Origin of the sequence: Aureispira anguillae (genome assembly GCF_026000115.1) — a bacterium.
GTDB classification, from domain to species: domain Bacteria; phylum Bacteroidota; class Bacteroidia; order Chitinophagales; family Saprospiraceae; genus Aureispira; species Aureispira anguillae.
Window position 1 is genome coordinate 3,261,699 of record NZ_AP026867.1, and the last position, 23,050, is coordinate 3,284,748.

Genomic DNA, 23,050 nt, shown 5'->3' on the forward strand with positions numbered 1-23,050 from the left:
AATTTGAAAATTTACCGATTTGATAATTTGATAATCATCTTGTATTATCTTTATAGACGAACAAGCTAATTTTTGTACTATCTTTAAATTCAAAAGCAAACAAGCATATCATGATAAATTCTAATCCATCTATCCAACAACTTATTCGAAGCGGTATTTTGACCAATACCAGTAAAGCCTTACAATTGGCATTATCCTCTCATAAAGAGATCGATTGGGAACCCTACATAAGTTTGGCTACGTGGTTACAAAAACAAAAAATCATTCCACAACCAAGCCCTGTTTTAGCCGATTGCTTGGTTCAATTATTTTCTTTTAGCACCTTAGATTTATCCAACAAAGCACTCCAACAAGTACACACTTCTTTAGGTTTATTAGAACATTTAACCCATCTAAACATCAGTGGCAACCAACTTAAGAAGTTACCCATATCAATTGGCATGTTACCCAAAATTGAACGACTAGAACTTCAAAACAATCAACTTTTAGCCTTGCCTGAATCGATTGGTCTTTTGCCTACTTTGGTAACATTAAATCTGGCCAACAACCAGCTTCATGTCTTGCCTGATTCTCTAGCATTGTTATTAAACCTGCAAAATTTTTCTCTAGCCAATAATCAACTAGAGGCAATCCCCACTGATATTGGTTGGTTATCCAAGCTGAATTTTTTAGACTTACACGGCAATCAAATCACAATAATTCCTACCTTTATAAAAGAGCTACAACAACTGGAAGTACTCAACCTAAGTGCTAACCCGCTTATTCCTGAAGAATTGTTAAAAGCAAAAAAATTATTACCCAATACTCAAATCATTTTTTAAATGCAACCCAATTAAGATAGTTGTCCGTTAAAACGTTGCATTAAATTAGTTGTGTTGCTTCTTATGAGGTATTTAATCTATTCTCGTTGATGCGCCACACAGGTATAACCTAATAAACGGACTGTTATTAAGAAAAACATGACGGATAAAGAAAAATTATACCAACTCATACAGACGGCAAAACCTGAAAACATCACCTTGGCTATTCAATTGGCTGAGGCAAATAAGCTGCACTTGCACGAGTACCAAGACATTCAAGAATGGTTTGCAGAAATAAAAAAACAGCGTTTTCACGCCGCACTATTAAAGGAACACTTGGATGACATCGCCCAAAAAACACACGCCTATCTCAATCAATTGAACTTGCAAAATTTGCCAACAACCTTAGGGCGATTGTTTAATTTAGAACGGCTCTACCTAAATAATAACCAACTAAAAACACTTCCTGAATCACTAAAAAACTTAAACGCTTTAACGGAACTCAATATTGGAAACAATAACATTAGCATCTTTCCTTCTTGTATTTTGGATCTACAGAACCTAGAAGATTTAACGATTTCATACAATTACTTAAGTTTTATTCCAAAATCAATTGGCAATTTAAATAAACTTCGGCGACTTCGCTTAAACTATAATCAATTAGAATCATTTCCTGAATCTGCCCGACAATTGACCAATCTCCATACTCTGCATTTGCACCACAATCGGCTAAAAAGAATGCCTCGTTCTCTAAGTTATTTGCCGCATCTAAGCAGCTTAGATCTTTCTGGAAATCAATTAAAACAGGTACCAGACTATATCGACAGCTTTAAGCAAATTCTTCAATTATCATTCAGCAATAATCCCATTCAGACCATTTCTCCCTTTATAGGAAAGTTAACAGCATTAGAAAAACTTCATCTTGACCAAACAGCAATTCAGATATTGCCAGATAGCATTGGCGATTTAAGTCAACTCAAAGAGTTGTACCTTTTTGGCAATCAACTCAAATCGCTCCCTCAAAGCATTGGTAATTTAAGCCAACTCAAGTTATTAAAACTCACCGCCAATGTAGGCATCCAAATTCCTGATACAATTGGACGTTTAAAAAACCTAAAAAAACTTTGGTTGTGGGATTGTGAATTGCCAGAAAAGGAAATTCTGCGCATCAAAAACTTATTGCCCCATTGTCAAGTAAAACATTAATTTTTGTGTTGATCCTAACTCGCAAAAATTGTAGGTCATGCCCCTTTTTATTACCTTTGTGTTTTTATTTATGTTCTTTGACAAATCGTGTGGAATATTAAACAACCTAGATTACTACTTTTGTTATAAGTTATAGATAGTAAGTCGTAAGTCCTGTATGAACAGAAACTAAGCATACGACTTACTATCTATAAACTTTCTTCTAAACCACATAAACGTAGTGCACGAGTAGTTTGTTTGGTATGGTGTACCAACGGGGATGCCTAGCAGCGAAGCTAAAAGTAGCAGAAAGCTTACCCTTTGTTAGTGCTTGTCACACGATTTGCCAAAGAACCTTTATTTATAATAGACTTCATTGCAGAGTAATTTGTCTAGAATCTGTTATTCAACTCAAAAATACCTAGCGTACCTACTATCATGACCAATAAAGAATATGCTAATGCCTTCCAAACGTTGGCTAAATTAATGGAATTGCACGAAGAGAATAGTTATCGTATTAAATCCTATAGCAATGCCTACAGAATTATCCGTGGTGTTAGTGATCCTGTACACGAAATGACACTGACAGAGGTTAAGCAAATCAAAGGAATTGGCGATGCAATTGGTCTAAAAATCATGGAATTGCAACAGGATGGAAAAATGAAAATGCTGGAAGAATATAAAGCGTCTACCCCTCCTGGCATTGTTCAATTACTTTCTATCAAAGGGCTCGGAATAAAAAAAATAAAAACACTTTGGCAGGAACTCGAAATACAGTCTCCTGGTGAGTTATTGTATGCTTGCCATGAAAATCGATTGATTACACTAAAAGGTTTTGGCTCCAAAACGCAGGCTACTCTCAAAAAACAATTGGAGTATTTCTTTCAATCTATTGATAAGTTTCATTTTGCAAAACTCGAAGAAGAGGCTGAAAATTTGGTCTTGGATATTCAAGAGACTTTGGGTACAGAATTGGTGGCTTTAACAGGAAAAATTCGCCGATTAGAACCCATTCTAGAAGCCATTGCGATTATTGTAGGGCAACAAGACATTCAAGCCATTTTTGACGAGCAATTGCTTACTTTAGTTCAGAAAAAAGAAGCAGCCCCTATTTATCATTGTAAAACCATTGAACAGGGGTTTCCAGTTATTATTTGTACCTCTGACCCTGATTTTTTTGGGTATAATTTATTGCGAACAACAGGAACGGAGCAATTTAACAAGGATCTTTTTGAGACCGTGTTCTCTCCCGCTATTGATTGGAGGCACAACAACCCCGAACAGCTAAAAGGCTTGCAAGAAGCTGAAATTTTTGCAGCAGCAGGGCTAGCTTTTATTGAACCTGAGATTAGAGACATTTCTAAAATTATTTTTAAGGCGCAAAGTAATAAAGTCCCTCAATTAATTCAAGAGCAAGACATCAAAGGGATCTTACATGCTCACAGTACTTGGAGTGATGGAGCCAATACCTTAGAACAAATGGCCAGCTATGTACGAGATCAAGGTTATGAATACCTAGGCATTACCGACCATTCCAAGTCTGCTTTTTATGCCAATGGTTTATCTGTAGAACGGGTGTTGGAGCAAATGGAGGAAATTGATGCACTCAATCAAAAACTAGCTCCTTTCCATATTTTTAAAGGCATTGAATCAGATATTTTGTACGATGGATCGCTGGATTATACTCCCGAAATTTTGGCAAAATTTGACTTCGTTATTGCCTCTATCCATTCTACGCTACGAATGGATAAGGAAAAAGCAACCCAACGTCTAATTACAGCCATCAAAAATCCCTATACCACTATTTTGGGGCATCCCACAGGAAGAATTTTATTGTCTAGACAGGGATACCCTATCGACCATCAAGCTGTTATTGATGCGTGTGCCGAACATAATGTCGTGATTGAAATCAATGCCAACCCTCTCCGTTTGGACTTAGATCATACTTGGATTCCCTATGCTTTAGAAAAAGGCGTAAAAATTGCAGTAAATCCAGATGCACACAATTTGGATGGCGTTCACGATGTACATTTTGGTGTTTTAGCAGCTCGAAAAGGCTTATTAAACAAAGAGATGTGCGTCAATTGCTTATCTACGGATGCTTTTGCAGCATTAATAAAGAACTAGTTTACTGCGTTTTTAGTTTTTTAGGATCAAATCAATCCCAGGTATTTACCTAATTGGTTATACATTCAATAAAAAACAATGTATATTGTTAATCGTGATTAGTCTTTTTATTAAAATTGAGAGGCTGTTTAAAATTGTGTCTTTGGCAAACATCTTCTTATACAGAATTGCGTAATTCTGTATTACTACAACGCTAAAAATCGAGCAATATAATGAAATCAATTGTAGGGATCATCTTGGGTTTTATTTTCTGGGGGCAGTTGGGAGTTGCACAAGTCACCATCTGTGAAAAAAATACCATTTTATATTTTTCTTGTTATAAACTGAACCCTGATAGTACGTTTAGTTATCAGTATATTGATGGAACAAACGAGCGAATTGGCATTGGTACCTATCGCCAAAACAAAAAAGAAATCGTATTTAGTTACGACAGTCTAGTTTCGCCTATTATTAACAAAACAAAAGTTGGGAATTCACTAAAAACCATTACGATCAACTGTGCTTATATTTTAGATTCATTCCCTCAATTGTACCATCCTGTCGTTTATCGCAACAATTTATTTTTTTGTGACTCTTCTGGGCAGGTTACCATCAATAATTATATAGACGGGCCTATTTTAGTACACAATTATACCGATTCTATCCTCCTTCACCCACAACTTGATGACTGCAATAACTATCAATTGTATACCCATTATCCCGACAACAAATTTATTGCAAAAGGTAGTGTGCATGTATTAGAAAAAAAGGGAAAATCTTATCGTAGAAAGGTAAGCACCTATTTTGATAAGAAAGGCATCCCCACTCCCAAGCCAAATATCTGGAAGTATATTTATTTTAGCATGCATCCATACTAATGATCAATTGGTTCAATCTACTTTCTGCATTTCAGTAGCAACGCCATTATTGACTTGAAATTGTTTATAATCTGTCCCTAAACCTGATACAATCTCTACAATCCTATTTTCGTGGGTATCTGTAATAAAAATTTGTCCAAAATCTCGTTCCAATAAGAGTTCCAATAGCTGTTGCACTCTTTTTTTGTCCAATTTATCAAAAATATCGTCCAACAAAACCAATGGAGCAACTTCTGATTCTTGGCGCAGCAACTCGTATTGAGCCAATTTTAACGCCAACAAGTAAGATTTTAGTTGCCCTTGTGAGGCAAATTTCTTGACAGGATAACCATTAATTAATAATTTTAAATCATCCTTGTGAATCCCCTTGGTTGTTCGCTGCAACCAAGTATCCTTTTCTTGACTTTCCTGCAATAAATCGGCAAAGGAACATTCCAATAATTGCGACTGGTATTTAAGATCTACCTGTTCTTTGTCTCCAGAAATTGCTTTATAATAAGTTTGGAAAATGGGTTTGAGCTGACCGATAATTTGTTGGCGTTTTTCATGAATATATTGAGCAGGTTTGAGCAGTTGTTGACTGTAAATCTCTAACAATTCATAATTAACTTCTAATGGATGTTTAAAACTTTTTAGAAACGCATTCCGCTGTTGCAAAATTTTATTATAGGTCATTAAATGCTCTAAATAGATAGCATCCAACTGTACCAACAAAACATCTATAAATTGACGGCGATTCTCACTTCCCTCTGTAATTAGTAACGTATCATCAGGAGTAATCATAATCATCGGTAACAAACCAATATGATCTGCAAATCGTTTATACGCCAACTTATTTCGCTCTATTACCTTCCGTATTTTAGGAGCATATTTACAAACAATCGATTCCTTTTTTTGATTGCGTTGAAAAACACCTTCCAATCTAAAAAAATCTTCTTGGTGCCGAATAACTTGCTTATCAGGAAGGCTAAAATGACTCTTGCACATGCATAAATAATGAATGGCATCCAACAAATTAGTTTTGCCAACTCCATTTTCCCCCACAAAACAATTTAGTTTGGCAGATAAGTCAATGGTTTGACATTCATAATTTTTAAAATTGGTCAATTTAAGCCCTTGAAGATACATAGTTAAAGATTTTCTAAAATCATCTCTACTGTAGAGCGTTGCTTGTAATCTGTTTCAAAGTGTACAAATTTAATTCGTCCATCCTTCCCTATAATATAAGTGGCAGGGACAGGCAATATAGCTTCATCGTCTTGATTATGGGTTTTGGTGTGTGATACCACATAATCCTTAAATGACATTTCATCCGTTTTTTGGATGGTGTATTTAGTATGGTAATCTTCCATAATGGCATAATCCTCATCGTGCAAAATAGAGAATGTTGCCGCTGTTTTTTTAACCATCTTTTTAATGTACTCTGGACGTTCAGGCGTTACAACAACAACATTTGCCCCCTTGTCAATCAATTGTTCTAAACCTTCTTGTAATTCGCTAACATGTTTTTGACAATAAGGACACCAAGTTCCTCTATAAAACACCAATACAATAGCTCCTTTTTCTAATAGATCGGCTGATTTAATCGGTTCTCCTGCTTGATTTTTAGCTTCAAAGCTAGGCGCCAAACTACCAATTTCTAGAGGTTCTAATCCAATACCATGTTGTGCATACCCCAATTGAGTCAAGAATAAAAAAAGAATTCCTAAATATTTCATTACTACTTTTTTTTGTAACGTAAATCATCACTCTGTTAACGACCACATGAACCCAGCTTGCTGGCTCATAAGCGATAGCGAGCAATGTAGTTAATCGCATTCGATTATTCCATTACTCCAACAACTACCTTAGCTTTTTGTTGACCATTCTTCAACCTTTTTAAGCATTAGAAAGTGTTTCTGAAATATCTACTCGATAAGCTTGAATAGCAGGAATTATAGCCGCAAAGAAACCAATCAATAAAGCACCTAAGGTTAAAAAGAATTCTTCCTTTAAGAAAATCCACCCCGAAAAAGTATACTTATAAGTCTCTTCCAGATGAGAAGCCATAATTTCCATTCCCAAATGACTAATAATCATCCCTAACAAAAGACCAGCTATTGCTACTAAAATGCCTTCCATTATAATCATGATAAACAACTTGGCTGGCGAAGCTCCCATTACTCGCATCAATGCCATTTCATACCGACGTTCTTTAAGCGAACTGTACAAAGAAATAAACATACTAAAAGCAGATATAAGGATAATAATAAAGGCTAAAGCACTCAAAAAATCCATTCCAACGCCCGTCATTTCCAACAAACGTTGCAATTCAATAGCTGGTTTTGCATAACCAAAATCTTCGCTATTATCATCAATTAACATCGGAGCCTCAACCGTTGCTCGCATTGATGTATTGCCATCACTGTCTTTTTTATACTGCACCAAATAGGCTGTAACTTCTTTTCCTTCTTTAGAAATTGGGGGCAACGCCTTAGTTTTTTTATGCACATGTCCTGCATGGTCGTGCCCATCGTGATTGTGCCCTGCATGATCGTGCCCATCATGCTTATGTTCTCCATGATCGTGCGCAGCGTGGTCGTGTTCTCCATGATCGTGCGCAGCGTGATCGTGATCTCCGTGGTCGTGTGCATCATGCTTATGTTCTCCATGATCGTGTGCAGCGTGGTCGTGATCTCCATGGTCGTGCGCAGCGTGCTTATCTTCTCCATGATCGTGCGCAGCGTGGTCGTGATCTCCATGGTCGTGTGCAGCGTGCTTATCTTCTCCATGATCGTGCGCAGTGTGATCGTGATCTCCATGGTCGTGTGCATCAGAATCATGGTTATGCCCTTCTGCTCCATGATCGTGATCTTCATGCATACGCCAAACCGTTGAGACATTGGTAAGAATCAATTGATCCAAAACTAAATTTGTTTCTTTTAGAATTCCAACCACTTCATAAGCATAGGTTTCATGTACATGTCCCCCATCCTTCACTAAACCATGAGATCCATAAAAAGTAGCTCCTAATTTTAAGCCTAATTTTTTGGCTGCACGAGCCCCTATCACGACCTCTAAATCTTGCTCAATCAGGCGACCCGTTTCAATTTCTGCTCCAAAATGCTCAATATATTGATGATCCGTTCCGACAATTCGAAAACCATCATAACTATCACCCAAAGCCAAAGGAATTGCCTTTTCTACGTAAGGATTTTTGGTAACTACATAAGACTCCTTTAAAGGAATATTGCCTGTTGGGGCATCAATGTGATAAACTGAAGAAAGAATCATTTGCAATGGACTCCCTTTGGCACTAACCACCAAATCAATTTCGTCAATATTTTTGTACAATCGATCTTGAAACTGTTTGTTCAACAAAAATAAAATAGACGTCAAACTAACACCTAATGCTACCAATATGGTGCTCAATAAAGTAGCAAAAGGTTTGGCAGCCAAATATTTCCAACTGAGTTTTAATAAATTCATGTTTTGTATATTTTACTTATCTTCATTTAAGTGCCCTTGTTTTTCTAACAGAGCTTCTTCCTGATTTCTTTTGATAATTTTACTCACCCAATTAGGTACTACTATAGCCCCAACAAAAAGATAAACATAGTAAGTAAAAGAACGCCAAAGCGTTGCCATAATCACCATTAGGGTTCCTGCCGCTGCAATATTAGTTGCTTCTGTTGGGATATAATCAAAATGGAATGTTTTAAAAGCATACTCTGCTACTCCTGCTCCACCAGGACTTGGCATTACTGCCATAATTACATACATGGCCTGCTGACGAGCATAAATAAATATTTGCTGCCAAAATGCATTAAATTGCAATTCTCCATGCATAAAATCATTGTAATGTGCTTGAATTTCTGGATTGGGCGAGTAGGCAACAAAGGCAACAATCAAACAATTTAACACCATAAAACGTGAAGCCCAAGCAGACATTGTACTCAAATAAGTCCCTATATGAAAACTCCATTTTTGTGTCTTTAACTCTTCCGAAGCCAAATCCATATCATCGGTTACCTTGATTGCTTTTTCTCTAAAACGTTTCAAAAATGGAATTTTACAAAACCACAATAAGATATTTTCTAATTTTTTGGCATCAACTAAAACACCATAGAAAAAAGCCCCTCCATAAAATAACATCAACAAATAAGCAAATACAAAGGCTCCACCCCATTGGCTATCGCTCAACAAATGAGCAACGGTATCCGATTCGGGTTGAATCATGATTGGTCCAAAAATCAAAAAGAAAATCAATAGCGCTGATAAAAAAGAAAAGGTATCAACAATAACTGTGTACAAAACAATCATAGCTGTTTTTCCTGCCGCTAATTTTTCTTGTGCAATAGCAAACATTGCCACAGCAGCGCCCCCCACACTAGTTGGGGTTACGGCAGAACTAAATTCCCACATCATAACTAGCTCAAAGCATTTTTTCCAGCTAAAAAAACCATTGGTTATAATTCTGAGTCGAACCATATAACAAAAATGTCGGAAGCACATAAAGAATCCCGCCATTCCTATCCAAAAGAAAACGTGGTTGCTAAATTGAATTTTACTAAATTCTTCAGCATTAAAATCTTTATAAAACATATACACCACGACACTCAAACCTACCATTGCGGCCAAAAAGATCTTAAATGGGCTAATCGAATTTAAAACCCCTGCTTGCTGTTCTTCTTGTTCTTTGCTTATTGTTGTTTTATTCTCTACTGATTCCGTTTCACTCATTTTTTTTAATTCTATTTTCTTTTATTTAACATTACTTCGTGGAAAAATCACATTAAATTGATTATCAATAAGGTATATCTTTGTTAATAAAAAAGTTAAAACATTGATAATCAGTCTAATATTTCGTGGATTTTTAATTAAGATTATGATCTTCGCTATTACTCAACGTATTAACCGCTTCTTCTTTTTGATCCAAGGGCTCGACTTGGTCTTCCATTGATTCTACGGCTTTTAGTTCAAAATCGTTGAATCCTCCAGCCCCTTCAACAAAGATAATCCGTTCTTGTTGCATTAAGTCCAAGATCGCTAAAAAAGTAAAAATAGCATGTAAACGATTTTCACAAGCACTAAAGATACCTTTAAAGGTCATTTTCTTTTTAGAATTAAGACTATTTAACAAAAAGTCTCTCCGTTCTTCTATGGTATAATGAAAATGAACAACAGTATGTATTGTCTTTTCCATTCTAAATTCAAAAGTAGACATAATACGTTCATACGCTTGCAACAGACGAAACAAAGATAAGTTCTCAAGCTCAGCATCTGCCAAAGCCGCTGTAGCAACCTGTTGCACTTCGTCCACTACATTACCTCTATGTGCCATCGCAGCACGGGTAGCCTCCAAGGTTCTTAACTCTTCCAAGACCTCTTTATAACGTCGATATTCTAATAATCGTTCTACCAATTCTGCCCTAGGATCAATCTCGTTTCCTTCTTCATCCAATTCTTTTCTAGGAAGCAACATTTTGGCTTTAATACGCATCAAAGTTGAGGCAACAAGGATAAATTCACTTGCCGTATCAATATTAAGTTCCTCCATTTCACGTAGGTATTCCAAAAAATCATTGGTAATTGAAGAGATGGGAATATCATAAATATCCAATTCATCTCGTTCTATAAAGAACAATAACAAATCAAAGGGGCCTTCAAATTCAGGAAGTTTTATTTTATAGGTCAACTTTTATAGTTTTTAATGGTCAAATAGACGGAACAAGATAGCTATTCTTTTTGATTCAAAATTAATAGTATTAACTTTGTGAGAATGCACCCAAAAAATTAATACGCAAAACCATGATTATACTTTATCAATAGATCAAGTATAATTGTCGTTTGCATAAGATGAATTATTTAGTCATACTGGATACAAAATTAGGGAAAAATAATATTAATGGAGCTAAAAGATAAAATAGATTTAAACAATCTACCTAAACATGTTGCCATCATTATGGATGGAAATGGACGCTGGGCAAAACAAAAAGGTAAAGCACGTGTTTTTGGACACAAAAATGGTGTTCAATCGGTTCGTGAAGTAACAGAAGCTGGTGCGGAATTAGGTATTCAATACATGACTCTCTATGCGTTTTCTACCGAAAATTGGAATCGCCCCAAGTTTGAGGTAACGGCTTTAATGACGTTGTTGGTATCTACCATTCGAAAAGAAATTTCTACCCTCAACAAAAACCAAATCCGCCTTCAGACCATTGGAAACATCAACATGCTTCCATCTGCTGCTCAAAAAGAATTGTTAGAAGCTGTCGAAAGTACAAAACACAATACTAGAATGACCTTAGTACTCGCCTTGAGTTATAGCTCTAAATGGGAAATTATTGAGGCCGTCAAAGATATTGCACAACAAGCTAAAGATGGGCAAATTGCCATTGATGACATTAACGAAGATAGCATCAAAGATGCCTTGTCTACCAAAGATTTTCCTGATCCAGAGTTGATGATTCGAACCAGTGGAGAAACCAGAATTAGCAATTTTTTGTTGTGGCAATTGGCTTATGCAGAATTGTTTTTTACACCTGTTTTTTGGCCTGATTTTCGTAAAAAACATTTCTATGAAGCCATTCTCAATTTTCAAAACAGAGAACGTCGCTTTGGTATGACCAGCGAACAAATTACAGATGTAAAGGGGTAATTTATTGATTTTTTTTTTATGATTCCATCTTTCTAAAACCTAAAAATAAAATGCATATAGTTCTAATTATAGGATTGCTTATTTTAGTAGTAGGAGTTGGTCCATTAACAACATTAATTCTATTAGATAACTTTGGTTTTATTGAGATTCCTCAGGGACCTGTAGAAACTCCTGGAACCGAAGCTATATTTTTCTTCGGATTCTTAGCAATGGTAAGTTTTCCCTTTTCTATTCCAATTATACTAGTCGGGATGATACTTACCTTTATTCAAAAGAAAAAGAAAAAATCACTATAATGATCATTCGTTTGGCAATAACCTAATAAAATAGTGTCTTTTTGATTTTTGTTTAAAATCATTGATAGCATTAGAATGTTCTTAAAAATAAAATCACTTGTTATATGAAAACAAGTGAACCAAGTACTAATCAACAACAAACCACAGGCACAAAAGGGGAATTCATTGATTTTTTTATGATTCCAACTTTCTAAAACCTAAAAATAAAATGCATATAGTTCTAATCATAGGATTGCTTATTTTAGTAGTAGGAGTTGGTCCATTAATCAGCTTAATTTTATTAGAAAATCTTGGTCTAATTAAGCTTCCTGATAGTTCTAAAGAAACGCCTCAATCCAAATTGATCGTTTTCTTAGGTTTCTTAGCAATGGTAAGTATCCCTGTTGGTATACTACTTATGCTAATTGGAGGTGTATTTACCCTTATTTAGTCCCCCTAAACCAATAGGGGTATGAGCAGTTCATCTATTCTTATAGGAACTTTATCTCAGAAATCATAGTTGAAGATTATAATCTATAAGTTGCTATTAGACGAACTTATAGATATATTCTTAGGACTATAACCAAGGCTACAAGGGAGTAACAAAAACAGGGAGCTAATCCACCAAGTATTAATAACAATAAAATGAAAAAAAATAAGCAAGTTCCCAACAAAAGGAAAATTATTTACCAAATTGGTCTTGGGCTCATTATAATTGGAGGTTTACTATTTCTTTCAACCTTTATAACCTTTGCCATTAACTTTGGAAATTTTGAAAATTTTGACCAGCAAATGAGTAGCCATTTTTTTAGAGCTATAGGAGGAATGTTATCCATCATCATTGGTGGATTTCTTTTATTCGTAGGCAAATTAGGTCTAGCGGGTTCGGGGTTAGTGTTAGATACTGAACAAAAAAGAAAAGACTTAGAGCCCATTAATAGAATGCTTGGAAAACAATTAGGCGATGTATTAGAAGCGTCAAATATTAAATCCCATTTTGGACAACAAAACCATCAAATCATAAAAATCAGATGTCAATCATGCAATCACCTCAATGATGAACAAAATAAGTTTTGTGGTAAGTGTGGCAAAAAAATTTAAAAAATCATATCGCTAACAGCCAACAATAACAACTTTGTAAAGCAAAAAATGGTATATTTGTATACCATAAACATTAGAAATGAGTTTGAAAGACAAATATATTAACCCACTTACTGATTTTGGATTTAAAAAGCTTTTTGGGGTCGAACCCAACAAAGAATTATTGATTGATTTCTTAAATCAACTCCTCCCTCCTATTCATCAGATTAAGCACCTTTCTTATACTAAAAACGAACACCTAGGCAGCACCGCCCAAGAAAGAAAAGCTATTTTTGATTTATATTGCGAAAGTGCTTCGGGTGAAAAATTCATTGTAGAAGTCCAAAAAGCAAAACAAAACTTCTTCAAAGATCGGTCTGTCTATTATTCTACTTTTCCTATCCAAGAACAAGCTAAAAAGGGTGATTGGGATTTTCAACTTGCTGCTGTTTATACCATTGGCATTTTAGATTTTGTTTTTGACGAACATAAAGATAGAGATGATATTTTGCATACTGTAAAATTAAAAGATCATAAAAACAGGCTCTTTTATGATAAACTCACTTACATCTATATTGAATTGCCCAAATTTACCAAATCGGACACAGAACTTCAATCTAAATTTGATAAATGGCTTTATGTTTTCAGGCATTTAGCAAATCTGCAAAATCGTCCGATAGCTCTCCAAGAAAAGATTTTTGAAAAACTCTTTGAGGTTGCTGAAATTGCTAAATTCTCTCCCAAGGAAAAAGAACGGTACGAAGAGAGTTTAAAGTATTATCGTGATTTAAAAAATGTCGTGGACGCTTCTAAAGAAGAAGGGCGAATGGAAGGAAAAATAGAAGGACGAGAAGAAGAAAAAATAGAAATTGCTTCCAATCTAAAAAAACAAGGTATTCCTATCGCTGTCATTATACAAGCAACAGGCTTATCTGAAGATATAATTGAAAATTTGTAGACGGATAATCAAAGGTGACAAACCAATAATAGCGATTTCATGAAGTAATAAATAACTTTTTCACCTATGTCATCAATGCTAACCATGAGCTCAGAAAATAAATACATCAACCTCCTTACTAATTTTAGATGCTCTGAGGTGGCTGAAATAGCTAAATTCTCTCCCAAGGAAAAAGAACGGTACGAAGAGCGTTTAAAGTATTATCGTGATTTAAAAAATATCGTGGACGCTTCTAAAGAAGAAGGGCGAATGGAAGGAAAAATGGAAGGAAAAATAGAAGGGCGAATGGAAGGAAAAATAGAAGGACGAATAGAAGGGCGAATGGAAGGACGAATGGAAGGACGAGAAGAAGAAAAAATAGAAATTGCTTCCAATCTAAAAAAACAAGGTATTCCTATCGCTGTCATTATACAAGCAACAGGCTTATCTGAAGATGTAATTGAAAATTTGAACTAAATACTTAGTCTGCCAAATAATTCGTACTTTTTACTCTAAGTTTGGACAAACAATAACCACACACAATTAAACGAGGAACTTGGTGCAGCATCAACTAATAGGCAGAAAATGAAAAGAAACAAAATTTACTATCTAATCCTAATTGTTAGTACAATAATACTAGGGTTAGCGACTAGGCACTACTCAAACTACCTTCCCTCTATCATCAACTTAGGCTTAGGGGATCTTTTATGGGCGTTGATGGTTTATTGGATTATTGGCTTCTTATTCCCTCGGTATAGTATTCAAAAACTAGCCCTTATTAGTTTAAGCATCTGTTTTTTAATAGAATTTAGTCAACTTTGTCAAGTAGATTGGCTAAATGCTATGCGAAGCAATCGCTTTGGAAGCCTAGTTTTAGGAAAGGGCTTTTTATGGACAGATCTTCTGGCTTATACCATTGGAATAGGTATTGGAATGACAAGTGAACTCTATTTAGAAAAAAATTATCTTTCTCAAGAATAGTTTTTTATTCTTAAAACTTAAAAAACAGGCACGATTACCTGTTCTTTAAGTTATTATTTTTTCTAATCTTCAATAGGGTAAGGCGTTTTATTGATAGCCTTTTTGATGGCTTCTTCTTTGCATTTTTTGCTATCATACCATACCAAAATTTTTTGTTGTTTCAAATTACTCTCTGCTCTTATAAACCCTTTAACCTCTTTTAAAGAATAAGTCACAATACCTAAGCAACAAGACTGTTTTAGGCCCTTTAATTTATATGTTTTGGATATAATAGTAGACTTATTTTTAGTCTCCTTCTTTGTAATATATTTATTAGCATCTAACTGATCCTGGCAAAATACACTAGACAAATTTAACAACAAGATCATAATTGGCAACAGTACCATTTTTATTATTTTCATTATTTTGATTTAGAAGTTATTAAAAAGCTATTATCACTTTGTCACCCTAAAGATAAGGTAGTAACAAAATGATAATCGTTATCCAAGCAATAGCCCACAAAAATGCTTTCGATTGAAAAAAAGAAATTGTTTTGATTTCTTTCGGATTTAACTTTGCTAAGGTTTCATTTTGGTCTATAGCACAACAATTCTCCTTATTTTTGGGAATGTAAGCCCGATATAAATTGTATGATATAGCCAACAAACTAGTCCCTATGAGGTAGTTTTTTATGCTTGATAGCCAAATTAATTGAGATGCACTAACTCCAAGGACTCCTGCTAATGCCAACAGTGGACTGATACAACAAGTACAGGACAATAATGCTAGAAATACCGCACTAATAGATGATATCAATGATTTCATTTTTATTTTTATTTTATGGCAGCCTACTATTAAAAAATTAGATTAAAAAATATCCCTGATAGAACCATTCCGATTCCGATAGTTAAGAAAAAGGCTACAATCAATTGTCTTTGCATTACCTTTTTGAGCAATAAAGCCTCTGGAAGAGACAAACCAATCGCAGCCATCATAAATGCGATAGCCGTACCTAAAGGCAGTCCTTTATCCACCAACGATTCAATGATTGGCAAAACACCAACTGCGTCAATATATAAAGGGATAGCAAGTACAACAGCAATGGGAACGGCAAAGGGATTAGATTTGGAAATATAGGTTTCAAAAAAAGACGCAGGAATATAGCCATGAATAAATGAACCAATCGCAAGCCCTACAAAAATGTAAGGAATTAGTTGGCGTAAGGTTTGAACTACTTCCGCATGAATTTCGGGCAAACGTTCTCTAAAACTTCTGTCATCTTTTGCTATTGAGGTATTGCTTTCTTCTAAACCTTTTATCCATTCGGCTACATAATTTGCCATTCCTATTTTTTCTAAAAAAAGCCCCCCTATTATTCCTAGAAAAACTCCTGTAAGTACATAAATTATCGTTACTTTCCAACCATAAGACACCCAAAACACCGCTATGGCAATTTCGTTCACTAAAGGTGAGGTAATTAAAAAAGATAAAGCAATACCCAAAGGGATTTTTGCTTGCATCATTCCTACAAAAAGCGGAATCGAGGAACAAGAGCAAAAGGGGGTTATCGCTCCCAATAAAGCTGCCAGGACATTCCCCAAACCAGATTTTTTATTTTTATCCAAGAACGCTCGAATGCTATTCATAGGTAAGTAGTTCGTAATGATTCCCATTAAATAAGTAACTACAACAACTAGAATAGTAATTTCTGTAAATCCAATTATAAAATAATGTAGCGCCTTTGTAAATAGGCTTGTTACGTCCAATCCTAACAGATCATAAACCAAATAATCTGCCAATATAGTTAGTATATATACCAGAGTTTCCATAGTAAAACGAATTATAAAATTGATACTATTTTTTCTTCTGAAGCATACTTTTTATAGTCGTAAACCTTTCCATTAATGACAATAGCAGGAAAAGTCAAGGCACCATATATCATAGTATCTTTCAACTCAGATAGTTCTTCTATAGTTACTTCTATATTATTTTTAGAAGCTATTCGTTCTAGTTGATTTTTGATCGGAGAATTTTTTGCACAACAAGATGAATGCAAAATTTTAATTTCAGTACTCATAATTTTTGTTTTAATGTTGATTAAACTTTATTATGAAGTCTGAAATAGAACAAGAAAAGACACAAAAAATAAGACTTTTAAAAAAAAAAGTCCAATTAAAAAACATAAAACACTAATTTACTGCAACTTACCTTTTATGTCTTTTTCAATTTTTTTTAAAGGGGTACAAAATGGTTTAACGGTACAAGCTATAAAGTTTCCATTTTTGTCGTATTCAATATCACAACATTCTATAAACAACTCACGCAACTTATTCCGTCCTCTTTGTATTCGCATTTTGGCAGCAGATAATCCAATTTTCATTCTTTGAGCAATATCCTTCTGCGGAATATTCTCAATATCACTCCACATTAGAGGAACGGCATAATTCTCTGGCAATAACTGAATCATAGGAATGATATAATCTGAAACGGTAATTTTTGAAAAATCAGATAGTGGGTCATCTCCCCCTACCTCTATTTCTTCACCACTTAATTCTATTTTATTATTTTTATAATAATCATAAATTGTATTTCTACTTACTTGAAACAGCCAAGCCTTAAGGTTTTTGATTTCTCTTGATTGCTGATGCGATTCAATCAGTTTTATCATTACTTCTTGAACAATGTCCTGCGCAATAAATCGATCCTTAGTTTTTGTTAAAACATAGGACTCCAAATAAGTATAAAACTCTTGGACGACTTCATTAATATTGCAACATTCATTTTTCATGACAATTCTTTTTTCATCCAAGGAGTATTGAAATTGTTGTTTTTTACAATACTCTGTGGTATAGTCCGTGAGCTACTCTTAATAATGTTTGATAACTACAAAGGTAAATCAAAATTATCCAAAAATAAAATAGCCCCAGCGAATGCTGGGGCTATACACAAACAATAACATTTAGTACACTTATTTATTCTATGCTAGATAAGAAATATGCACCTAGAAAAGAATAGATTCTTCATATGCCTTTGTCAATTTTTCTGTCTCTAATAGCAGAACATTGTGCAAAACCAATATACTGTATAGATCCACTTCCTTGAGTTTTTGGCAACTTTCTTTCAGTCGTTTATGGTGTTTACTTATGGCCGTTAAACTCTTGGTTATTTTTGGTGAATTATTTTCATTATTACTTAAGAATTTAACTTTTTGTTCAAATGCATTCAGTACTTTCATATTTTCAGCTTGGAAATTACCAACTTCCCATCGTTCAGCCAAAGCAAATAACAACACCTGTTCTGTCATCGTTCTTAGATGTGCTGCATCATCCACCATCGCCACTTGTTCACTTTCGCCTCCCTTCTTAATACGCTCCACAACCTGTTCACAAGCGGTAAGCATTTCTTGGCTAATTTCTAATAGATGAGGTGTTTTTTCTTTTAATAATTTACCAGTAAATGTAATTTGATACGTATTCCAAAGTTGATTTACTTCCGTTAAAACCTCTTTCAGATCGTTTGTGTTAGCAAAAGCTTCCAATTCCTCCAATTGTCTTTGAAACAATAATTTATCTTTATCAAATTGCTGCTCATAGTGCTTCACATTCAGGTTCATGCCGATCGCTAAGTAACTTGTTGCTATTTTTTGAGATAGCATACATTGGTAGTTAGCCTTATCAATAGCCTCTTCTGTTACCATTTTATTAATTCGCTCTTCATACAAACCCGTTAATGCATCCAATTCTTTAGATAAGGATAAAGCCCACTCTAACAAATCCTCCTTGTGATTGTCAATATCCTCCAAATAAATTTTAATGGTTCCCCATTTATCAACCAAGGCTTGCCCTCTACGCTCCAAATCAGGAACAGGAAAAGCGCTGTTTAGCTCATTTAAGTTTTTGATGTATTTGTATCCTGTACGCTCTAGTTCTTCTGCCAAATGACTATCATCAACTCCCCAAGCCATCGCATAGCTATACATTAATATGCGCTCTGTTAACATCTCTTGACGACCAATTTGATTGGTCCAGTGCGACATATCACTATTAAATCTAGAAACACTTTTTTTGTAAATTTTTGCATACATTTCTAATAACATCACAACATTATCACAGCCTCTTAGCAATTCATTATTAGCATATAGTAATTTTTTAGCCCCCTCTTTAGTTGTTGGACTCATTGCTTGATTTCTATAATTTGTCCAAAGATCGTCCACTATATCTAATCCCGTTGTAATTTCGTCAATAGGCGCAAATAACTTTAATTCATCAATATGATGTTCAAATAGCGTTATATCATCTTCCAAATTTTTTCTATGTTTGTCATGATCCACCATTCCCGCAACAATATAAGATTTTGCAATTTTTTGAACTAACATACTTTGTTTGTTGGCCATATTGATTGCATTATTCAACAACAAAGAAGCTACTCGAAAATCTATTAAATCTTCATACAACACTGTAACCTCGTCCATGGATGCCAAAAGCTTATTTCCCAATTTCAACACATCTTTGATACGGCTAGCATCCTCTACTTTTACAGTACAAAACTTAGCAATGGTCTCCCATTCATTACTCAACAACGTCAAACGATAATCAATTTCAGGCGTATTTTCAGTTGCTCCCATTAATTCAACTAATGTTTTTTCGTAATCTTGTAGAGCAAGATTCAGTTCTTTTTCTATTTGTGGAGCTAGCCCAATGATAGATTGATGAGCCAAAAAATAGAACAAAATTCTTTCGGTTAGCATTCGTTGTCTCCCAGCTACATTTTCTAGGTGCACAATATTGCTGTTCATTTTATAGAGGTCATTTTTTTTAGAAAAACGACTGCCATGTAACTCTAACTCATAAACTACTAATTCACAGCTTTCCAAAATAACGGTATTGTCTACTAATAATTTTTCTATGTTTTCTTTGGTTGGGCGACTCATTATAAGTTCTTTATAAGACGTCCATAAGTTTTGTACTTTATTAAGTCGTTGATTATAACGACCATTAATTTTTGAAGCTTTTAGTTCCTGAAGCCGATTTTCAAAAAGCGCAACGCTACCATCAATTACCTTTTTATTTGCATCTACATCCATCCCAATATACATAGCAATGTAAGCCTTTCCCATTCGTTGGGTTAACATACGTTGAGCGCCTGCCTTATTCAATAAATCCCCAATAAGAAATGCCTTGTCATTTTGTTGCGCATCCAAAGGAACTAAAGAAAAAATCATCAAAACTACCAATACGACCTGTTTCATTTTATTTTTGCATTTTTAAGCTGGATGGTAGTATACTAATGCTTGTTAGTATAAGGGGGACCATCTAAATTTTACACAATTGATATAAAGGAATATAATTATTAAGGGGGGCTTCAATCTTAGCACAAAGGTCAAAAAAAAATATCTGAACAAAAATGATCTAAATTATTTTAAACCTTGATCCCAATCACCTATTTGTAATAGGTACTTATAAATCAAAAAAATAGGCTGTCAGAGTATCTGACAGCCTATTTTTCTTTCAGCTTGGCATTTTTCGCCTAACAGCCTGTTTACAAATTGAGTAAACAAACATTCTAAGATCAATACTATTTTTTTAGCCAAACAAACTACGTATTGTATCTTCAAAAAAATACATTCCTATGCTCAAACCAATTGTTGGAATTAAGATCCCAATCACATTTCCAATCATATAATGGCGTTGTTTTATATTCGTCAAAGCCAACGTATACCCCACTAAAGGCGAAAATTGGACTAAAATTCGCAAAACAATTAATGTTCGGATAGGACGTACTTCCGCTTCTAATAATAAATTCTTCACGGTAGGGTTTTTTATTTCTGTCAAAGCTTTCCCGCCCATTGTTCTACCCAAAACAAAAGTCACCCAAGCCCCCAACAAGGCTCCTATATAAGTAAATAAAGCCCCTTGCCAATACCCAAACAATAAAATAGAAAGCAATAAAAATGCCGTTCCTGGCACATTCATAATGGCTGCTGCTACAAAAATTCCAATAAAAATAAGAATCCCCCAAAAGCCTGTCTGTTCAACCATAGATTGCATCCGATCCAAACTCAACCAATCTCCTACAGCCGTATATTTTACCAACAAGATAGAAAGTACAATAAACAGCAGCATTCCTCCCAAGCGGAGACCTACATATTTTTTACGATCATCTTTTTTATTCATAAATAATTGATATTTGTTGTTAGCTTATTACGGATTTTACCCAAACTAAGATAACTTCTTGGAAAAATAGGCTTCTAAAAAACACTGTTCCTAGTATAATAAACGCAAAAGGAAAGATCATTGCTATTGCATTGCCAATAAAAAACTGCCTCGATTTTATATTCGTTAACGCCATTGCATAATTAACAACAGGTGACAACAACATAAAAACACGCAACCAACAAATGGTTTGAATGGGGTGGGTCTCTACTTTAGATAACACTTTTTGGATTCTTTTGTTCTTGATTTCCGACAAGGCCTTCCCTCCTATAAATCGAGCAAACAAAAAATTAATCATTGCACACAAAATTGCTGCCAAATAAGACAATAAGATGCCTCCTAGGTAACCATAGGTTAAAATCGCAAAAACCAAAAAAACAGCCCCTGGCACACTCATTAGCGTTCCCACTAGAAAAACGAGAAAGAAAATGAACAAGCCCCAATTTCCTGCGTCCTTAATTAATGCTTGCAATTTCTCTACACTAAAATAAGTTCCTAGTGTGGTATATTTTGCTATTATCAATAACCCGAGCATAATTGTTGCTAACAAAATTATGCGTAAAATAAATTCTCTTTTATTAGCCATTCGGCTCCCTACTTTTGGTTCTTTTCCTAGATGAATAATTTATTACAAAAACGACCACAAAAAACACTTAAAATTACAAAAAATAAATCCAAAAAGCAACTAAAGAGAATATTCTCAGTTAGAATAAGTTGTTGAATTTCGTCTATTTAAAACATAGAAGTTTATTTTTGCGTTATAAATAGAAAAATCGACTAGAATATTGCTGCGAAAAAGCTTATCTTTGCATCATTAACAATGACCTAAAACGTTTGTCTTTATATAAGGCAACTACTATAGCACTCAGAGATTTAGTATTAAAATAATAACTATGAATAGAATTATTACTTTGGATGAATTTATCATCCAACGTCAAAAAGATTTTCCATTTGCTACTGGTGAACTCTCTGGATTATTAAGAGATATTGGACTAGCTTCCAAAATAATTAGTAGAGAAGTCAACAAAGCAGGTTTAGCTGATATTGCGGGGCAAGCAGGAACACAAGAAAATGCTTCTGGTGAGGTAGTTCAAAAGTTAGATGTTTTAGCAGATAACCTACTAATTTCTTGTCTTCAAAATAGTGGTGAGTGTTGTGGCATTGCTTCTGAGGAAAACGATACTTATGTCCCTATTGAGAAAAGTCTAAATGCCAAATATGTTGTCTTGTTTGACCCCCTAGATGGCTCTAGCAATATTGATGTTAATGTTTCTATAGGAACTATTTTTGCTATCTACAGACGAATTTCTGATGATGGTGCTTGCCAATTGAATGATTTTTTGCAAGATGGAGTTGAGCAGGTAGCTGCTGGTTATGTTGTTTATGGCTCTTCAACCATGTTGGTTTACACCACAGGCAAAGGGGTTAATGGATTTACCCTAGACCCTTCTATTGGAGAGTTTTGTTTGTCTCATCCTAATATTCGAATTCCTCAAGAAGGAAAAGTTTATGCTGTCAATCAATGTGCTTATCACAAATTTGATGCTCCTATCAGAGAATTTATTGACGAATGTATGGACAAAGAATGCACCTTCCGTTATGTTGGCTCTATGGTTGCGGATGTCCATCGTACCTTGATAAAAGGTGGTATTTTTATGTATCCTGCAACTACTACTGCTCCCAAAGGCAAGTTGCGTTTGCTTTATGAGTGCAATCCTTTGTCTTTTATTGTAGAACAAGCCAGTGGTCGTTCTACCAATGGAACGCAGCGTATTCTTGAATTAGAAGCGACTGAACTCCACCAAAGAACACCTATTTTTATGGGCTCTCCCAATATGGTTAACCGTGTAGAGGAATTTATTCTAGCCGCTAATAAGGTAATGGTTTAATCTTTTGCATTAGGTCAACTTGCTTAACTTGAGCTATGAAAATTTGGAGATGTACCAAGATAATGTTTCCAAATTTTCATAGCATCTC

Annotated in this window: 25 protein-coding genes; 12 read left to right on the forward strand and 13 right to left on the reverse strand. The window is 34.7% G+C overall.

The features are described from left to right. Nucleotides 1-110 precede the first annotated feature (110 nt). The 4 genes from AsAng_RS12625 (at nucleotide 111) to AsAng_RS12640 (ending at nucleotide 4,969) form a co-directional block, all read left to right on the forward strand. Nucleotides 111-821 carry a leucine-rich repeat domain-containing protein gene (locus AsAng_RS12625; protein WP_264793153.1) on the forward strand — a complete coding sequence of 237 codons (711 nt, stop codon included), beginning with the start codon at nucleotides 111-113 and terminating at the stop codon, nucleotides 819-821. A gap of 138 nt (nucleotides 822-959) precedes the next feature. Then, a complete protein-coding gene (locus AsAng_RS12630) occupies nucleotides 960-2,006 on the forward strand; it encodes a leucine-rich repeat domain-containing protein (RefSeq protein ID WP_264793154.1) in 1,047 nt (348 codons plus the stop codon). A gap of 417 nt (nucleotides 2,007-2,423) precedes the next feature. Beyond that, on the forward strand, nucleotides 2,424-4,112 hold the full coding sequence (locus AsAng_RS12635) for a DNA polymerase/3'-5' exonuclease PolX (RefSeq protein ID WP_264793155.1): 1,689 nt from the start codon (nucleotides 2,424-2,426) through the stop codon (nucleotides 4,110-4,112). A gap of 212 nt (nucleotides 4,113-4,324) precedes the next feature. After that, the gene (locus AsAng_RS12640) at nucleotides 4,325-4,969 is read left to right on the forward strand and encodes a hypothetical protein (protein WP_264793156.1); all 645 of its coding nucleotides are present in this window, start codon (nucleotides 4,325-4,327) and stop codon (nucleotides 4,967-4,969) included. A gap of 12 nt (nucleotides 4,970-4,981) precedes the next feature. On the opposite strand, the gene recF is transcribed toward AsAng_RS12640, so the two are convergent. From recF to AsAng_RS12665, 5 genes are all read right to left on the reverse strand, one after another. Beyond that, nucleotides 4,982-6,097, reverse strand: coding sequence for a DNA replication/repair protein RecF (gene recF, locus AsAng_RS12645; RefSeq protein WP_264793157.1), 1,116 nt, complete (start codon nucleotides 6,095-6,097; stop codon nucleotides 4,982-4,984). 2 nt (nucleotides 6,098-6,099) lie between these two features. Further along, nucleotides 6,100-6,687, reverse strand: coding sequence for a peroxiredoxin-like family protein (locus tag AsAng_RS12650; RefSeq protein ID WP_264793158.1), 588 nt, complete (start codon nucleotides 6,685-6,687; stop codon nucleotides 6,100-6,102). A gap of 160 nt (nucleotides 6,688-6,847) precedes the next feature. Further along, on the reverse strand, nucleotides 6,848-8,437 hold the full coding sequence (locus AsAng_RS12655; RefSeq protein WP_264793159.1) for an ABC transporter permease: 1,590 nt from the start codon (nucleotides 8,435-8,437) through the stop codon (nucleotides 6,848-6,850). A 12-nt stretch (nucleotides 8,438-8,449) separates the two neighbouring features. Then, nucleotides 8,450-9,691 carry a lysylphosphatidylglycerol synthase transmembrane domain-containing protein gene (locus AsAng_RS12660; RefSeq protein ID WP_264793160.1) on the reverse strand — a complete coding sequence of 414 codons (1,242 nt, stop codon included), beginning with the start codon at nucleotides 9,689-9,691 and terminating at the stop codon, nucleotides 8,450-8,452. A gap of 133 nt (nucleotides 9,692-9,824) precedes the next feature. Further along, entirely contained in the window at nucleotides 9,825-10,646 is an 822-nt protein-coding gene (locus AsAng_RS12665) for a segregation and condensation protein A (protein WP_264793161.1), read from the reverse strand. Nucleotides 10,647-10,856: 210 nt separating this feature from the next. Between AsAng_RS12665 and AsAng_RS12670 the strand changes: the two genes are divergently transcribed. From AsAng_RS12670 to AsAng_RS12700, 7 genes are all read left to right on the forward strand, one after another. Further along, nucleotides 10,857-11,609, forward strand: coding sequence for an isoprenyl transferase (locus AsAng_RS12670; RefSeq protein ID WP_264793162.1), 753 nt, complete (start codon nucleotides 10,857-10,859; stop codon nucleotides 11,607-11,609). 50 nt (nucleotides 11,610-11,659) lie between these two features. After that, a complete protein-coding gene (locus tag AsAng_RS12675) occupies nucleotides 11,660-11,905 on the forward strand; it encodes a hypothetical protein (protein ID WP_264793163.1) in 246 nt (81 codons plus the stop codon). Between the two features lie 208 nt (nucleotides 11,906-12,113). Further along, nucleotides 12,114-12,335, forward strand: coding sequence for a hypothetical protein (locus tag AsAng_RS12680; RefSeq protein ID WP_264793164.1), 222 nt, complete (start codon nucleotides 12,114-12,116; stop codon nucleotides 12,333-12,335). Between the two features lie 194 nt (nucleotides 12,336-12,529). Further along, entirely contained in the window at nucleotides 12,530-12,985 is a 456-nt protein-coding gene (locus AsAng_RS12685) for a zinc ribbon domain-containing protein (RefSeq protein WP_264793165.1), read from the forward strand. Between the two features lie 79 nt (nucleotides 12,986-13,064). Further along, nucleotides 13,065-13,922, forward strand: coding sequence for an Rpn family recombination-promoting nuclease/putative transposase (locus tag AsAng_RS12690; protein WP_264793166.1), 858 nt, complete (start codon nucleotides 13,065-13,067; stop codon nucleotides 13,920-13,922). 66 nt (nucleotides 13,923-13,988) lie between these two features. Continuing rightward, complete coding sequence (locus tag AsAng_RS12695) at nucleotides 13,989-14,378, forward strand: Rpn family recombination-promoting nuclease/putative transposase (RefSeq protein WP_264793167.1); 390 nt, start codon at nucleotides 13,989-13,991, stop codon at nucleotides 14,376-14,378. Between the two features lie 108 nt (nucleotides 14,379-14,486). Beyond that, nucleotides 14,487-14,882 (forward strand): ribosomal maturation YjgA family protein, encoded by a 396-nt coding sequence (locus tag AsAng_RS12700; RefSeq protein ID WP_264793168.1) that lies wholly within the window; start codon nucleotides 14,487-14,489, stop codon nucleotides 14,880-14,882. Between the two features lie 62 nt (nucleotides 14,883-14,944). Here AsAng_RS12700 and AsAng_RS12705 read toward each other — a convergent pair whose 3' ends face one another. The 8 genes from AsAng_RS12705 to AsAng_RS12740 form a co-directional block, all read right to left on the reverse strand. Then, the gene (locus AsAng_RS12705; RefSeq protein ID WP_264793169.1) at nucleotides 14,945-15,283 is read right to left on the reverse strand and encodes a heavy-metal-associated domain-containing protein; all 339 of its coding nucleotides are present in this window, start codon (nucleotides 15,281-15,283) and stop codon (nucleotides 14,945-14,947) included. Nucleotides 15,284-15,329: 46 nt separating this feature from the next. Then, entirely contained in the window at nucleotides 15,330-15,686 is a 357-nt protein-coding gene (locus AsAng_RS12710; protein WP_264793170.1) for a hypothetical protein, read from the reverse strand. A gap of 29 nt (nucleotides 15,687-15,715) precedes the next feature. Further along, on the reverse strand, nucleotides 15,716-16,690 hold the full coding sequence (locus AsAng_RS12715; protein WP_264793171.1) for a permease: 975 nt from the start codon (nucleotides 16,688-16,690) through the stop codon (nucleotides 15,716-15,718). A gap of 11 nt (nucleotides 16,691-16,701) precedes the next feature. Further along, nucleotides 16,702-16,938 carry a thioredoxin family protein gene (locus AsAng_RS12720; RefSeq protein WP_264793172.1) on the reverse strand — a complete coding sequence of 79 codons (237 nt, stop codon included), beginning with the start codon at nucleotides 16,936-16,938 and terminating at the stop codon, nucleotides 16,702-16,704. A 117-nt stretch (nucleotides 16,939-17,055) separates the two neighbouring features. Further along, nucleotides 17,056-17,649 carry a sigma-70 family RNA polymerase sigma factor gene (locus tag AsAng_RS12725; protein ID WP_264793173.1) on the reverse strand — a complete coding sequence of 198 codons (594 nt, stop codon included), beginning with the start codon at nucleotides 17,647-17,649 and terminating at the stop codon, nucleotides 17,056-17,058. A 213-nt stretch (nucleotides 17,650-17,862) separates the two neighbouring features. Then, nucleotides 17,863-20,109, reverse strand: a complete 2,247-nt coding sequence (locus AsAng_RS12730; RefSeq protein WP_264793174.1) for a type IV pili methyl-accepting chemotaxis transducer N-terminal domain-containing protein — start codon at nucleotides 20,107-20,109, stop codon at nucleotides 17,863-17,865. A gap of 334 nt (nucleotides 20,110-20,443) precedes the next feature. Continuing rightward, complete coding sequence (locus AsAng_RS12735) at nucleotides 20,444-21,034, reverse strand: TVP38/TMEM64 family protein (protein ID WP_264793175.1); 591 nt, start codon at nucleotides 21,032-21,034, stop codon at nucleotides 20,444-20,446. Nucleotides 21,035-21,053: 19 nt separating this feature from the next. Further along, on the reverse strand, nucleotides 21,054-21,608 hold the full coding sequence (locus tag AsAng_RS12740) for a TVP38/TMEM64 family protein (RefSeq protein ID WP_264793176.1): 555 nt from the start codon (nucleotides 21,606-21,608) through the stop codon (nucleotides 21,054-21,056). A gap of 358 nt (nucleotides 21,609-21,966) precedes the next feature. Between AsAng_RS12740 and fbp the strand changes: the two genes are divergently transcribed. Beyond that, nucleotides 21,967-22,962 (forward strand): class 1 fructose-bisphosphatase, encoded by a 996-nt coding sequence (gene fbp / locus AsAng_RS12745; RefSeq protein WP_264793177.1) that lies wholly within the window; start codon nucleotides 21,967-21,969, stop codon nucleotides 22,960-22,962. Nucleotides 22,963-23,050: the final 88 nt, after the last annotated feature.

Coding starts and splice junctions, on each gene's coding strand:
- AsAng_RS12650 (WP_264793158.1), bottom strand. CDS start 6,687: ATGAAATATTTAGGAATTCTTTTTTTATTCTTGACTCAATTGGGGTAT.
- AsAng_RS12710 (WP_264793170.1), bottom strand. CDS start 15,686: ATGAAATCATTGATATCATCTATTAGTGCGGTATTTCTAGCATTATTG.
- AsAng_RS12640 (WP_264793156.1), top strand. CDS start 4,325: ATGAAATCAATTGTAGGGATCATCTTGGGTTTTATTTTCTGGGGGCAG.
- AsAng_RS12630 (WP_264793154.1), top strand. CDS start 960: ATGACGGATAAAGAAAAATTATACCAACTCATACAGACGGCAAAACCT.
- AsAng_RS12680 (WP_264793164.1), top strand. CDS start 12,114: ATGCATATAGTTCTAATCATAGGATTGCTTATTTTAGTAGTAGGAGTT.
- AsAng_RS12670 (WP_264793162.1), top strand. CDS start 10,857: ATGGAGCTAAAAGATAAAATAGATTTAAACAATCTACCTAAACATGTT.
- AsAng_RS12720 (WP_264793172.1), bottom strand. CDS start 16,938: ATGAGTACTGAAATTAAAATTTTGCATTCATCTTGTTGTGCAAAAAAT.
- AsAng_RS12700 (WP_264793168.1), top strand. CDS start 14,487: ATGAAAAGAAACAAAATTTACTATCTAATCCTAATTGTTAGTACAATA.
- AsAng_RS12660 (WP_264793160.1), bottom strand. CDS start 9,691: ATGAGTGAAACGGAATCAGTAGAGAATAAAACAACAATAAGCAAAGAA.
- AsAng_RS12730 (WP_264793174.1), bottom strand. CDS start 20,109: ATGAAACAGGTCGTATTGGTAGTTTTGATGATTTTTTCTTTAGTTCCT.
- fbp (WP_264793177.1), top strand. CDS start 21,967: ATGAATAGAATTATTACTTTGGATGAATTTATCATCCAACGTCAAAAA.
- AsAng_RS12655 (WP_264793159.1), bottom strand. CDS start 8,437: ATGAATTTATTAAAACTCAGTTGGAAATATTTGGCTGCCAAACCTTTT.
- AsAng_RS12695 (WP_264793167.1), top strand. CDS start 13,989: ATGTCATCAATGCTAACCATGAGCTCAGAAAATAAATACATCAACCTC.
- AsAng_RS12685 (WP_264793165.1), top strand. CDS start 12,530: ATGAAAAAAAATAAGCAAGTTCCCAACAAAAGGAAAATTATTTACCAA.
- AsAng_RS12705 (WP_264793169.1), bottom strand. CDS start 15,283: ATGAAAATAATAAAAATGGTACTGTTGCCAATTATGATCTTGTTGTTA.
- AsAng_RS12725 (WP_264793173.1), bottom strand. CDS start 17,649: ATGAAAAATGAATGTTGCAATATTAATGAAGTCGTCCAAGAGTTTTAT.
- AsAng_RS12690 (WP_264793166.1), top strand. CDS start 13,065: ATGAGTTTGAAAGACAAATATATTAACCCACTTACTGATTTTGGATTT.
- AsAng_RS12675 (WP_264793163.1), top strand. CDS start 11,660: ATGCATATAGTTCTAATTATAGGATTGCTTATTTTAGTAGTAGGAGTT.
- AsAng_RS12635 (WP_264793155.1), top strand. CDS start 2,424: ATGACCAATAAAGAATATGCTAATGCCTTCCAAACGTTGGCTAAATTA.
- AsAng_RS12735 (WP_264793175.1), bottom strand. CDS start 21,034: ATGAATAAAAAAGATGATCGTAAAAAATATGTAGGTCTCCGCTTGGGA.
- recF (WP_264793157.1), bottom strand. CDS start 6,097: ATGTATCTTCAAGGGCTTAAATTGACCAATTTTAAAAATTATGAATGT.
- AsAng_RS12625 (WP_264793153.1), top strand. CDS start 111: ATGATAAATTCTAATCCATCTATCCAACAACTTATTCGAAGCGGTATT.
- AsAng_RS12715 (WP_264793171.1), bottom strand. CDS start 16,690: ATGGAAACTCTGGTATATATACTAACTATATTGGCAGATTATTTGGTT.
- AsAng_RS12740 (WP_264793176.1), bottom strand. CDS start 21,608: ATGCTCGGGTTATTGATAATAGCAAAATATACCACACTAGGAACTTAT.